Raw genomic sequence first — 13,302 nt, forward strand, 5'->3', positions numbered from 1 at the left:
GGGGAAGCGAACGTTACGCTGCTCCCCCGAAGGGCGTCGGCGGCGGGGGCGACTGATGCCGGCGACACCCCTCATCTCGTAAGCCTCCTGAAGGCTCAGCCCTTGGCGATGGGCACGGCGACGAAGCGCGACTGACCGCCGCTCTTCACACGCATCAGGACGCTGTTCTTGTTGTCGGTCCGCGCCGTGTTGATGGCTTCGCGGACGTCGCCGGCGGTGCTCACGCTCTTGCCGCCGACTTCCAGAATCACGTCGCCTTCCTTGAAGCCGCGTTCGGCCGCGGCACTCTTCGGATCGACTTCGGTGACCACGACGCCTTCCTTGCCGGCGCCGGCCACGGAGTCGGCGGGCGCAACGGTCATGCCGAGCTTGGGCACGTCGGTGCCACGGCTTGCACCCTTGCCGCTGTCCTTGTCGGTGTCGGCCTTGGCCTCGACCGTGTTCGGCAATTGGCCGAGCGTAAGGTTCACGACCTTATCCTGGCCCTTGTGCAGCACGTTGAGCTTCACGGTGGCTCCGGGCGCCAGTCCGCCGATGGTGCGGGCGAGCTCGCGGGCGTCCTTGACGGCTTCGCCGTTGACCGAGGTGATCACGTCACCGGACTCGATGCCGGCCTTGGCAGCCGGACCGTTCGCCTGCGGCTCCGCCACCAGCGCGCCTTCGGCCTTCTTCATGCCGAGGCTGTCGGCGATGTCGGACGTCACCGGCTGGATCTGCACGCCGATCCAGCCGCGGCTGACGGAGCCCTTGTCCTTGAGTTGAGCAACCACCGTCTTCACGGTGGAGGCCGGGATCGAGAACGCGATGCCGACGCTGCCGCCGGAGGGCGAGTAGATCGCGGTGTTGACGCCCATCACTTCACCGTTGGTGTCGAAAGCCGGACCGCCGGAATTGCCCTTGTTCACGGGCGCGTCGATCTGGATGAAATCGTCATAGGGGCCGTTGCCGATATCGCGACCGCTGGCCGAGACGATGCCCGCGGTCACGGTGCCGCCGAGGCCGAACGGATTGCCAACCGCGAGCACCCAGTCGCCGATCCGCGGCTTGCCGTCGGCAAGCTTTGCGAATGGGAAGTTGGAGCTGCCCTCGACCTTGATCAGGGCAAGGTCGGTGCGCTGATCGGTTCCGATCACCTTGGCTGTGTAGGTTTTGCCGTCGTCGGTGGTGACCTCGACCTTGTCGGCGCCGTCGACCACGTGGTTGTTGGTCACGGCAAAGCCGTCAGCCGAGATGAAGAAGCCGGAGCCCTGGCCCTGCACGACGCGGCCACGACCACCGCCACCCTTCTGGCCCGGGAAGCCATCCGGACCGCCGAAGCGGCGGAAGAAGCGCTCCATCGGCGAGCCCGGCTGGAACGGCGAGGAGGAATCATCGCCGTCATCGTTGCTCGCGATCTTTTCCTTGATGTTCACCTTCACCGAGATCACCGACGGCTTCACGCGCTCGACGATGTCGGCGAAGCCGATTGGACGCTCGACCTTGCGGACCTCGTTGTTGACCTGCGCATGCGCCGGGCTCGACAACAGGTCGCTCGGCGAGGTCGATGGGCTGAAGCCGTGGACGGCGATGCCGAGGCCTGCGACGACCGAGGCCATCAGCGCGATCCTGCGCGCGGAGAAAACCGAGCGGCGCGGCTGCCGATAGGACGGAAGGTTGGTGAGGTCGGGACGGTCGGTCATGCAGAGATCTCCAAGGGCCTTGAAATCCATTTGGTGCCGGATGGCAGCACCTTACGGTCCTGAAGATGGGGGCTCCCGCCTTACCGCGCGCTGGCGGCGGGGTTAAACTTTTGTAATGAACGGCGACGCGGATGCGGCCGTTTATCGCAGCCCGAAAATCGTGGCGTGTCAGGAACTTAATCGAGTTCCGGAGATCGGCGCATAGCCGTGTATTTCGCGGCCTCAGCTCGCCCTGACGCTGACGATGAATTCGTCCACTTCGCGTTTCAGGGTCGCGGCCTGCTGCGACAGGTCGACGGCGGAATCGCGCGCTTCGGCAGCCATGCGCCCGGTCTCCGCCGAGGTCGAGGTGATCTGGACGATGTGATTGGAGACGTCGAGCGTTCCGTGTGCGGCGTCCTGCGCGCTGCTCGTGATGTCCTGTGTGGCATTGCGCTGCTCGGCGGTGTCGACCTCGATGCCGGACATGATCGACGAGATCTCCGACAGGGTCTTCGAGATCCCGTCGATCGCGCCGCGCGTCTCCGCGGTGATCCCCTGGATGCTGGCGACGTGCGAGGTGATCTCTTCCGTCGCCTTGCTGGTCTGGTGCGCGAGGCTCTTCACCTCGGAGGCGACCACGGCAAAACCCTTGCCGGCCTCCCCAGCCCGTGCCGCCTCGATGGTTGCGTTGAGCGCCAGCAGGTTGGTCTGCGAGGCGATCGCCTGCACGAGCTGCACGACCTCGCCGATCTTGTCGGCGGCGTCCGACAGCGTATGGATGGTGTCACGGCTCTTCTCGGCCTGGGACGCTGCGCCTTCGGCGCGCTGTGTCGCGTCGGTGACGCGGCGGCTGATCGTGCCGATCGAATTCGTCATCGCCTCGGCCGAGCCCGCGACCGTCTGGACGCTGACGCTGGCCTGGCTCGCCGCGCTCGCGACGGCACTGGCCTTTGTGCTGGTGTCGTTGGCCGTCCGCGACAATGTCTCCGCGTTGCTCTTCAGATGCACGGCCGACGACGCCACGCTGTCGACGACACCGGCGACGAGATCGTTGAAGCGCTTGATGCGGTCGTCGAGAAATTGCGAGCGCTCGGACTGATGCTGCGCTTCGCGCAGTTGCTGCTCGGTGAGCCGGCGCCGCTCGATCCCGTTGGTCTTGAACACCTCCAGCGCTCCGGCGAGCAGGCCGATTTCGTTGGTGCCACCGAGGCCAGGAACGGATGTCTCGAACTTCTGGTCGGCGACCTCGCGCATGGCATGCACGATCGCCGCCAGCGGGCTGAGGATGCCGTTGCGAACGGCGAACCAGGTGGTGAGGCAGATCGCGACGGCGACGACCGCGATCACGCCGCAGGCTATCAGGAAATAGGAGAACGCTGCCTGCGCCTGCTGGTAGATCTGCATCGCGTGGTCGCGCGCGGGGCCGCTCAGTGCTGCGAAATCCGACGACAGGCTGGTGATCTCGTTATTGAGATAGAGCACCGCGACGAAGCCGGTGCCGCCGCCGATGCCCAGCAGGAACAATAATGCTGCGACGACGGCGCCGACCAGGAAGCGGATCGTCAGATTGCTGTTCGTGAACATCGGGGAGACTCAGAGTCAGGGATCGAATCTTCCGCCAAGCTTCCAGATAAAGGTCAACATAGCGTGAAAACAGGCCATCGCAGGCGGTCTACGTATCATTACGTAGCCGCGGACGGCGTCACGCAGCTAGGAGGATTTGGCTTCGTCCGACATCAACGCGGCGAGCCGCGTCTCCTCCTCCGGCGAAAGCGGCGGCGCTGGTACGTCTGCACCGCTTCTCGAACGGCGACGGATCTGCAGCCAGAGCGCCAGGCCGCCGCCGATCAGCAGCAGCGGCGCGAGCAGCCACAGCAGCACAGTCTGGCGCTCGAAGCGCGGCTTGAGCAGTACGAACTCGCCATAGCGCGCGACAAGGAAGTCGAGTACCTGCGAATTGCTGTCGCCGGCCGCGATGCGCTCGCGCACCAGCAGGCGCAGATCGCGCGCGAGCGGCGCGTCGGAATCGTCGATCGATTGGTTCTGGCAGACCATGCAGCGCAGCTCGCGCGACAGGTCGCGCGCGCGGACTTCCTTGGCGGGATCCGACATGATCTCGTCGGGCTGCACGGCGTACGCCACCGGCATGGCCAGCAGCATCAGCGCGACGATCGCAAGCATCATCCGCCGCATCGGATCACTCCGCCGGCTGGAGGCGTTGCTTGGCCCGCGCCGGTTTCGGCGCGCCGACCCGCAAGCGCCGGTCGGACAGCGACAGTACGCCGCCGAACGCCATCAGCACCGGTCCCCACCAGATCAGCAGCACCAGCGGCTTGTGATAGATGCGCACCGCAATGGCGCCCTCCGCGTTTGCATCGCCGAGCGAGACGTAGAGCTGGCTTGCGCCGCGCGTCAGCAGCGCGGCCTCGGTCGTCGATGAGCCGCGCGTGGTGAAGCTGCGCTTGGAGGGCGTCATGACGCTGACCGTCTGGCCGTCACGACTGACATTGAACTCGGCGATCATCTCGCGGAAGTTTGGCCCCTGACGCTGAAACAGGCCGTCCAGCTTGAGATCGTAGCCGGCGACATGGGCGACGTCGTTCTGCTTCATCGTCGCGATATATTCGCTGTTCCACGTGGTCTCGCAGACGATCCCGATCAGCGCGACGCCGAGGCCGGCATGCGCGAACGCCGTGCCCCAGGCCGAGCGCGGCAGGCCGCGCGCGCGGTGCAGCGCCGTTCCGAACGGAAGTCGCATGAGACCGGTCCGCTCGACGATGTCGGTGACGGCGCCGGCGATGACGAAGACGCCAAGCCCGATCGCGAGCGGCGCGAGCGCGCTGCCGCCGCGCGTCCAGGCCCAGACAATGGCGATGACGACGAGGCCGGCAACGCCGGCCGCGAGCAGGCGCTGGGTGACGCCGAGCAGATCGCCGCGCTTCCACGCCAGCATCGGCCCGAACGGCACCGCCAGCAGCAGCAACGTGAACAGCGGGGCGAAGGTGAGATTGTAGAAGGGCGCGCCGACCGACATCTTGAAATCGGCCAGCAGTTCCATCGCCAACGGATAGAGCGTGCCGAACAGCACGACCGCGCAGGCCACCGTGAGCAGCAGATTGTTCAGGACCAGCGCGCCTTCGCGCGAGATCGGCGCGAACAGGCCCCCCTGCTTCAACGAGGTCGCGCGGCCCGCGAACAGCGACAGGCTGCCGCCGATGAACAGGCACAGGATCAACAGGATGAACACGCCGCGAGTGGGATCGGTGGCGAAGGCGTGCACGGACGTGATGACGCCCGAGCGCACCAGGAAAGTGCCGAGCAGCGACAGCGAGAAGGTTAGGATCGACAGCAGGATGGTCCAGACCTTCAACGCATTGCGTTTCTCCATCACCAGCGCCGAGTGCAGCAGCGCCGTGCCGGCCAGCCACGGCATCAGCGAGGCGTTCTCGACGGGATCCCAGAACCACCAGCCGCCCCAGCCGAGCTCATAATAAGCCCAGTAGGAGCCCATCGCGATTCCGAGGGTGAGGAATATCCAGGCCACCAGCGTCCACGGTCGCACCCAGCGCGCCCAGGCCGCATCGATGCGGCCTTCCATCAGCGCCGCGATGGCGAAGGAGAACGAGATCGAGAAGCCGACATAGCCGAGATAGAGCATCGGCGGATGCACGGCGAGGCCGATGTCCTGGAGCACCGGATTGAGATCGCGTCCCTCGACCGGCGGGTTGACGATGCGCAGGAACGGATTGGAGGTCACCAGGATGAAGAGATAGAAGGCGCTGGCGATCCAGGCCTGCACGGCCAGCACATGCGCGCGCAGCGACAGCGGCAGATTGTTGCCGAAGGCCGCAACCAGGCCGCCGAACAGCGCCAGAATCGCCACCCACAGCAGCATCGACCCTTCATGGTTTCCCCACACGCCGGTGATCTTGTAGAGCAGCGGCTTCATCGAGTGGGAGTTCTCGTAGACGTTGGCGACGGAGAAATCCGAGCTGACGTGCAACATCACGAGCGCGATGAACGAGGCGCCGACGAACAGCAGCTGCGCCAGCGCGGTCGAGCGCGCCACGTTCATCAGCGCGGCATCGCGCAGGCGGGCGCCGATCAGCGGCACGACCGACTGGATCAGCGCCAGGGCAAGCGCCAGCACCAGCGCGTAATGTCCGGATTCAGCGATCACCGCACTGCTCCCTGCGAATTGCCCTGCGCCGTCGTTGCCGCCGGCTTGACACTATCGGAAGCTTTGGCGCCGTAGTCGTCCTTCCAGTGCCCCTGCTTCTTCAGGGCGTCGGCGACGTCCTTGGGCATGTAGGTCTCGTCATGCTTGGCGAGCACGGTATCGGCCTTGAACACGCCGTTAGCGTCGAGCGCGCCTTCGGCGACCACGCCCTGCCCTTCGCGGAACAGATCCGGCAGGATGCCCTTGTAGGCGACGGGCAGCTTTGCGCCGCCATCGGCGACCTCGAATGTCACCGCAAGATTGTCGCCGCGGTGGAGCGAGCCGGGCTGCACCAGCCCGCCGAGGCGAAATCGTTTGCCCGGTTCGACGTGCTTCTCGGCGACCATGGTCGGGGTCGAGAAGAACACGATCGAATCCCTAAGCGCGTTGAGCACCAGCGCGGCCGCGAGGGCGAGCACGGCGAGCGAGCCGCCGATGATGGTCATCCGTCGCTGCTTGCGCGTCATGGCGTATCCGTTCCCTGCTGATCTCGTCGCAGCATCGTCATCCGTCGAGCCCGAGCGTCTTGAGGCCTTCGTTGAGTTGGCGCAGCCGCGCGGCGTCGTTGGCAACGGCCTGGCGGGCATCGCCCGATGCGCCCACCGCCTTGTCGCGATCGCCCATCACGAGATAGGCGCGCACCAGGCGCAGCCAACCCTCGACGTCGTCGCCATTCTGCTTGAGACGCGTGGCGAGGCGCTCGACCATGCCGCGCACCATCGCGTTGCGATCGCCCTCGTTCATGTCCCTGGACGCGGCGAGGGTCTCGTCCGACAGCGCCGGCATCGTGCCGCCACCGACCCGCGCCAGCGAAGACTGCACCAGGGAACGCCACGGCGCATCCTCCGGCGCCTTCGCCAGCAGCGCGCGCCAGATGTTGGCGGCATCGTCCTTGCGGCCGTCCTGCTCGGCGGCGAGACCGAGGAAATAGTTTGCCTTGGGATCGTCGGCGTTGAGCGCATGTGCACGCTCGAATTCGCCCTTGGCTTCGGCGGTCACCACGCCATTTGCGGCGGCTGCGATGGCTTCGCCGAGATCGGAGCGGCGCTCGGCGCTCTCGCCATTGTAGGTGAGCGAGTTGCGATAGGCGCGCACCGCATCGTCGAAGCGGCCGAGCCGTTGCAATACCGGCGCGAGCACGTTCCAGCCGCGTCCGTCGGTCGGATTCTTTTCCAGATGTTGCTCGACCTGCACGACGAGGTTCTCGAGCGACTGCGCCATGCCCGATCCTGATCCGCGCTCCCGCTGCGCTAGCGGAAAGTCCTGAAGCCTGGGCGAGCCAAGCGGCATGTAGACACCGACCGCAACGAGCGGCAGGCCTGCGAGCGCCAGCACAGCCGCCGCACGGCGCCATTTGAGGCTCGACGTCGGCGTTTGCGCGGCCTCTGTGCCGGCTGCGGCAAGCAGCCTGCGGCTGATCTCGACGCGCGCGGCCTCGGCTTCGGGCGCGGCGATCAACCCGGCGGCGAGATCACGCTCGACCTCGGCCAGTTGGTCCTTGTAGACCGCAACCTCGCTGCCCTGCTTTTGCGCGCGTCCGCTGCGGCCGAGCGGCAAGAGCACGGCAAAAATCGCCGCGACCGTCATCAGCGCGAACACGAACCATAGCGTCATCTGGCAAGCTTCCGGCAGCGCGCCACCCGCGCCCACAGGTGGCTTTACACCACGGCCGGATGATGCGGCAATTGACAATTGTCAATTCACCGCGACCGCGCACAGTCCCGAAACGGTGAAAATCCAACGGCTTAGCCGATCTCGAAGTCCGCACTTTGCGCGGCGTCCTCGCCGTGACCATTGATGGCCTTCAGGAAGTACGTCCCTGGCGTGATTGCGTCCGGCAATCTGATGCGCAGCGCCCCGACCGGAACAGGGGATGCAACCCTGGTGATCGTCTCAGGCAGCTGCCGACCGCTTGCCTTCTCGACCAGCACCACCTTCGCGCCGGTCATCAGCCTTCGATATTTGGCAACAATGACGCGGTTTTCAATTTCGATGGAGCTGATAAGGGGTTTCATGCGCCCACAGATAGAAATTCCAAGACTTGCATGGAGACCGTAGGGCCCGCCACCGGCACCGTCAACCAGAAATTGTGATCACGAAAATATGCTCTTAAATCAACCGGCGCGCGACGATTTGCGCTCGCCCGTCGCCGCGTTCTCCGCGGCACGGCTCATCAGCGAGGCGTAATCGTCGCCGAACAGCACTTGGCAGAATCGGATCGCAGCCTGCACCTGCTGCTGCCGATAGGTGCGGATCTTGAGATCGGCGGCGCGCAGCGACTGCACCAGCTGCTCGGTCGACCGTTCCACATATTGCTGGAGGTCGGAATAGGTGCGGAGCGTCACCTCGTTGATCGCAAGCTCGCTCGCGTAGTTGCGGCAAGTTGCGACGAAATCGATCAGCGCCACGGTTTCCTCGACCTCGGTGCTGTCGATCCGCGCTCCCGGCGGAATCTCTTTCTCGGGGCGCTGGCGCAGGATGCGGCGCACGCGGCCGGGAACACTGTCGATCTCCGACTGCAGCGCGTTGGAAATGTCGGCGCGGATCGAGGTCAACTGCTTGCCCCAGGGGGAATCATTGCGCAGATCGAGTTCCGTGCGCAGGCCGCGCACACCGTCGTGCAGCGTCTTGAGGTTGTCGGCAACGTTGTCGAAATGGCCGCGTTTGATGTCCATGCGCAGGGTCGCGGCCACGCAGGACAGATCGTGCAGGGCGATCGTGACGGCGGCGCCATAGGGCGTTGCCGCGACGCGGATCTCGTCGTCGGACGCCGCAATCTTGATGGCAAGGCGGATGATCTGCCACGGCGCGGTCATGCGCTGCACCACCATCGACAGCGCGAATGGCAGCATTTGCGGCGTCTGGAGCACGGGAATATTGAGCGTGGCCGTCACCGACGCGATCTGGGCATCGCCGAAAACGCGCAGTGAGCGTGGCAGCTTCTCGTTCAGGGTGGCGATGGCTTCCCGGACCTGAAGCACCGCTCCGATCGAATAGAGATCCTCGATCACATTGGGCGGACCGACACGGGCGAGCGCGCGCGACTTATCGCCGCCGCCCGGTCCCGTCAGTTGGAAGATGGCGTCGGCGGCTACCGCCTGGAGTTTCAGCGCGAGGGCCTCGACCTGGCCGGCACTGTCGGCAGCCGGCATGCGCGCCAGCGCCGCCTCGAATTCGCTGACCTTGTCCGGGGCGCCGTCGCGGCCAAGCCATTGCCAGATCGGGTGCAGCGATGAGCGGCGGATCTGGCCGACCCGGATCGGGGCGCCTGCCTCGACCAGGAACGGTTCCAGCACCTGGAACAGCAGCCGCGACAGATCGTCAGTGCGCGGCGGCGGGGCGTCCTCGGCCTCGGTCTTGCGGACGATCTTGCGTAATTGCTCGAGTACGAGGGTCGCAACAGCCGTGTCCTGGCCGCGTTCGAGCGCGCGCTCGAACTCCCGCAGCAGCAGCGCCTGCGCCTGCGGCGGGAGCTGCGCGAGATATTCCCTCAGCCGCTCGGTCGATGTCTGGCTCATGCGCCCGGATAATGCATGGTAAAATGGCAGACGTAGGTGCGTCCTGCGCGATCATAGGTGGGACCCACTTAAGAAGCCGTTTAGGAAGTTGCCGCGAATGCCTCCAGTTTCGCGCTAATCGGACTCACGCAGGCGAAATAGTCACGTCGGAACAAAGGATTATACTCCGGGCAGCACCAGCTCCGCCCGCAGCCCCCCGATCGGCGCGCCACTGAGCGAGAGGCTGCCGCCATAGAGCGCGGCAAGGTCAGTCACGATCGACAGCCCCAGCCCCGAGCCGGGCTTCGACTCGTCGAGCCGCTGGCCGCGGCGCGAAACCTGGGCGCGTTCCGCCTCCGACAGGCCGCGCCCGTCGTCGTCGACGATGATCCGCAGGCGCAGGCCGGCACCCGCGTGCTGCGTCGCCTCCACCAAAACCTCGATGAAGACCCGCGTGGCCGCCCATTTGCAGGCGTTGTCGACGAGATTGCCGACCATCTCTTCCAGATCCTGCCGCTCGCCGCGGAATTTGGCCGACGGATCGGCGTTCGCCTCGACCATGATGCCGCGGTCACGGTGGATCTTCTCCATGGTCCGCCGCAGGGCCTCGATGGCGGGCGCAACCTCCGTCACGGTTCCGACCACCGAGACGCGCGCCGCGATGCGGGCGCGCTCGAGATGATGGGCAAGCTGGCTGCGCATCACGTCCGCCTGCTCCATGACCTTGGCCGCGAAGGGATCGGCGCCATGGGCGGCGGCCTCGTTGACGATCACCGAGAGCGGCGTCTTGATCGCATGGGCGAGATTGCCGACATGGGTGCGGGCACGCTCGACGATCTCGCGATTGGCGTCGATCAACGCATTTGTCTCGCGCGCCAGCGGCGCGATCTCGACCGGGAATTCGCCTTCGAGCCGCTCCGCCCGCCCGGAGCGGATGTCGGCGATGGATTCCGAGATGCGCTTGAGCGGCGCAAGGCCGAAGCGGACCTGGAACACCGTGGTCAGCAGCAGCACGATGCCGAGCGCGGTGAAGGTGCCGCCGAGATAGTAATCAAAACTCCGCGTCTCGTCGAAAATCTCGGTGTCGTCGCCGGCAACACTGACCAGATATTTGCCGTCGGCACCAAGATCGACGGGACGCTCGACCATGCGCAGATTCTGCCCCTCGGGCCCGTCGACATAGGCAAGGCGAATGCCGGCCGCAGTGAGCTCGCTGCCCTGCTCCTCCAGCTTCGGCAGCTTCTTGTCCCAGAGCGAGCGCGAGGAGCGCACCTCCGGCTTCTCCGTATCGGTCCGCGTGATCTGCCAGTACCAGCCGGACAGCGGCAGCTCGAACAGCGGCTCGCCGAGCGACTGGAACTGACGGTCCGGTGGCTCGTCGGGGGTGGCGACTTCGGCGATGAGTGTGCGCAGATAGAGATTGAGCCGGCGGTCGAACGCGCGCTCGGTGGCATTCCTGTAGACCGACGACAGCACCACGCCGGTAATGGCCAGGATCACCACGAGCCAGGCCGTCGCCGACAGGAACAGGCGATTGGCGAGCGAGCTGGCGGGCATCGGAATGATCCCGGGGGCGCGAGGCGGCAGGGCGTCGGTGGTCATGACGCGACCAAGGCCCCTGTTCGATCGCCCGTCAAGTCCGGACGCTTCAGGCGCCCGGCGCGGCCGGCGGGGTCAGCAGATAGCCGAGACCACGGACGGTCTGGATGATATCGACATCGAGCTTCTTGCGGATGCGGCCGACGAAGACCTCAATCGTATTGGAGTCGCGGTCGAAATCCTGGTCGTAGAGATGCTCGACCAGCTCGGTGCGGGACACGACGCGCCCCGAATGATGCATTAGGTAGGCCAGAAGCCGATATTCGTGCGAGGTCATCTTCACGGGATTGCCGGAGACACTGACCCGCCCGGTCCTGGTGTCGAGCGTGACAGGACCGCAGCTGAGTTCGCTCTGGGCATGGCCGGTCGAGCGGCGCAGCAGGGCGCGGATGCGCGCCAGCACCTCCTCCAGATGGAACGGCTTGGCGACGTAATCGTCGGCGCCGGCATCGAAGCCCTGCACCTTGTCGCTCCAGCGGTCGCGCGCGGTGAGGATCAGGACCGGCATGGTACGGCCATTGCGGCGCCAGGCTTCCAGCACCGAGATGCCATCCTTCTTGGGCAGGCCGATGTCGAGCACCACGGCATCGTAGGGCTCGTTGTCACCGAGAAAATGCCCTTCCTCCCCGTCGAAGGCGCGATCGACGACGTAACCGGCGTCGCTCAGCGCCTTGGTGAGCTGGCGATTGAGATCGGGGTCATCCTCAACGACGAGCAGGCGCACGCTTCTCTCCAGAATTAGACCGCATCAACTCCGGCAGAGATGAGCAATTCCGGCGTGAACTGAATATGAACGCGGGGAACCGGCGGCGTTACTTTTTGGTCATATACGACCTCTGGGGCGCCGACGCGACTGCGCCCGCCAGGCCGGCGGACGAACCGGCTGGCGGGCGCAATGTGCCGCGTGCCGCGGCGAGTCGGAAAGTCCGCCCTTCCCGTCGATGCGGGCCGTCAGGTCCGGAAGAACACGAACCAGATGACGGCAAGGATCAGGATGGCCAGCCCGGTCGAGATGGCGAGCAGGGCTGCGACCGACGGCCCGGGCTCGCCCGCGCGCGCTTCGGTCGCGGTCTCGACGATCTGATGCTGGTCTCGCGTGGTTGCCATGGTGACCTCAATCTCTGGCTGTCACGGTGGCAACGCCCGATCTGATGCGATGTTCCGATCTTTGCCGTTGGATCAGGCAGCAACCGGAGGCCGGGCGGCGGGTTAACGCAGTTGCAAGATTCCGCAGCGTGCCTTGCTATGATTCGCCGTTCCTCGATGGTATCCTTATAGGTCTGTGTCCCTGTTGCGTTTGGAGTAGCCCATGGCCCCCCGCGCCAATTGGAAGGGTTTTCTGCGTCTCTCGCTCGTGACCTGCCCGGTCGCGCTGTATCCGGCCACTTCGGATACGGAGAAAGTGTCGTTCAACCAGATCAACCGCAAGACCGGCCACCGGATCAAGTACCTCAAGGTCGACGCCGAGACCGGCGACGAGGTGACCTCCGAGGACATCGTCAAGGGCTACAAGGTCGACACCGACACCTATATCGAAGTCACCAAGGACGAGCTCGACGATATCGCGCTGGACTCGACGCACACGATCGAGATCGACGAATTCGTGCCGAAGACCGACATCGACAGCCGTTACCTGATCCGTCCCTATTATCTCGTACCGGATGGCAAGGTCGGCCACGACGCCTTCGCGGTCATCCGCGAGACCATCCGCAGCATGAACAAGGTCGCGATCGGCCGCGTGGTGCTGACCAACCGCGAGCACATCATCGCGCTGGAGCCGCTGGAGAGCGGCCTGATGGGCACGCTGCTGCGCTATCCCTACGAAGTGCGCAGCGAGAAGGAATATTTCGACGACATCCAGGACGTGAAGCTGACCAAGGACATGCTCGACCTCGCCAAGCATATCGTCGAGAAGAAGTCCGGCACGTTCGAGCCCGAGCTGTTCGAGGACCATTACGAGACGGCGCTGATCGATCTCATCAACAAGAAGCGCGCGGGCGCACCGATCGCAGCCAAGGTGACGCCGAAGAGCAGCGGCAACGTCATCAACCTGATGGACGCGCTGAAGAAGAGCCTCGCGAGCGAGAAGGACGCAGCTCCCGCGGCCAAGGTCGCCAAAGGCAAGAAGCCGAAGAAGCGCGTCGAGGGCCAGCGCGAGATGCTGCTCCCGATCGCAGGCAAGGGCGGCAAGACGGCAGCCGCCAAGGAAGCGGCGCCCAAGGAAGCTTCGAGGAAGGCCGACAAGCCGGTGCGCACCGCGGCACGGGCGAAGAAGGCCGGGTAGACGCATCGCGTCTGCCATCGGGCCGTGATGTCTCCCCTCGCC

12 protein-coding genes are annotated in these 13,302 nt (G+C 65.4%); 1 reads left to right on the forward strand and 11 read right to left on the reverse strand.

The window, feature by feature from the left end; translation table 11 throughout:
* Positions 1–95 precede the first annotated feature (95 nt).
* The 11 genes from FNV92_RS24330 to FNV92_RS24380 form a co-directional block, all read right to left on the reverse strand.
* On the reverse strand, positions 96–1,679 hold the full coding sequence (locus FNV92_RS24330) for a Do family serine endopeptidase (protein WP_143844233.1): 1,584 nt from the start codon (positions 1,677–1,679) through the stop codon (positions 96–98).
* 222 nt (positions 1,680–1,901) lie between these two features.
* Complete coding sequence (locus FNV92_RS24335; protein ID WP_143844232.1) at positions 1,902–3,245, reverse strand: methyl-accepting chemotaxis protein; 1,344 nt, start codon at positions 3,243–3,245, stop codon at positions 1,902–1,904.
* Between the two features lie 126 nt (positions 3,246–3,371).
* Positions 3,372–3,854 carry a cytochrome c-type biogenesis protein gene (locus FNV92_RS24340; protein ID WP_041748435.1) on the reverse strand — a complete coding sequence of 161 codons (483 nt, stop codon included), beginning with the start codon at positions 3,852–3,854 and terminating at the stop codon, positions 3,372–3,374.
* A 4-nt stretch (positions 3,855–3,858) separates the two neighbouring features.
* On the reverse strand, positions 3,859–5,841 hold the full coding sequence (locus tag FNV92_RS24345; protein ID WP_143844231.1) for a heme lyase CcmF/NrfE family subunit: 1,983 nt from the start codon (positions 5,839–5,841) through the stop codon (positions 3,859–3,861).
* Entirely contained in the window at positions 5,838–6,347 is a 510-nt protein-coding gene (gene ccmE / locus FNV92_RS24350) for a cytochrome c maturation protein CcmE (protein WP_143844230.1), read from the reverse strand. Before ccmE ends, FNV92_RS24345 begins: the two co-directional genes overlap by 4 nt.
* A 37-nt stretch (positions 6,348–6,384) precedes the next feature.
* The gene (gene ccmI, locus FNV92_RS24355; RefSeq protein WP_015687348.1) at positions 6,385–7,494 is read right to left on the reverse strand and encodes a c-type cytochrome biogenesis protein CcmI; all 1,110 of its coding nucleotides are present in this window, start codon (positions 7,492–7,494) and stop codon (positions 6,385–6,387) included.
* A gap of 131 nt (positions 7,495–7,625) precedes the next feature.
* Positions 7,626–7,895 (reverse strand): hypothetical protein, encoded by a 270-nt coding sequence (locus FNV92_RS24360; RefSeq protein WP_143844229.1) that lies wholly within the window; start codon positions 7,893–7,895, stop codon positions 7,626–7,628.
* Between the two features lie 99 nt (positions 7,896–7,994).
* Positions 7,995–9,398, reverse strand: a complete 1,404-nt coding sequence (locus FNV92_RS24365; RefSeq protein WP_143844228.1) for a hypothetical protein — start codon at positions 9,396–9,398, stop codon at positions 7,995–7,997.
* A gap of 159 nt (positions 9,399–9,557) precedes the next feature.
* Positions 9,558–10,934 carry a sensor histidine kinase gene (locus tag FNV92_RS24370; RefSeq protein WP_143846224.1) on the reverse strand — a complete coding sequence of 459 codons (1,377 nt, stop codon included), beginning with the start codon at positions 10,932–10,934 and terminating at the stop codon, positions 9,558–9,560.
* A gap of 91 nt (positions 10,935–11,025) precedes the next feature.
* The gene (locus FNV92_RS24375) at positions 11,026–11,700 is read right to left on the reverse strand and encodes a response regulator transcription factor (RefSeq protein WP_143844227.1); all 675 of its coding nucleotides are present in this window, start codon (positions 11,698–11,700) and stop codon (positions 11,026–11,028) included.
* A gap of 227 nt (positions 11,701–11,927) precedes the next feature.
* Positions 11,928–12,083 (reverse strand): hypothetical protein, encoded by a 156-nt coding sequence (locus tag FNV92_RS24380; protein WP_015687353.1) that lies wholly within the window; start codon positions 12,081–12,083, stop codon positions 11,928–11,930.
* Positions 12,084–12,285: 202 nt separating this feature from the next.
* Between FNV92_RS24380 and ku the strand changes: the two genes are divergently transcribed.
* Positions 12,286–13,260, forward strand: coding sequence for a non-homologous end joining protein Ku (ku, locus tag FNV92_RS24385; protein ID WP_015687354.1), 975 nt, complete (start codon positions 12,286–12,288; stop codon positions 13,258–13,260).
* Positions 13,261–13,302: the final 42 nt, after the last annotated feature.

The organism is Bradyrhizobium cosmicum (assembly GCF_007290395.2).
Taxonomy (GTDB): Bacteria; Pseudomonadota; Alphaproteobacteria; order Rhizobiales; family Xanthobacteraceae; genus Bradyrhizobium; species Bradyrhizobium cosmicum.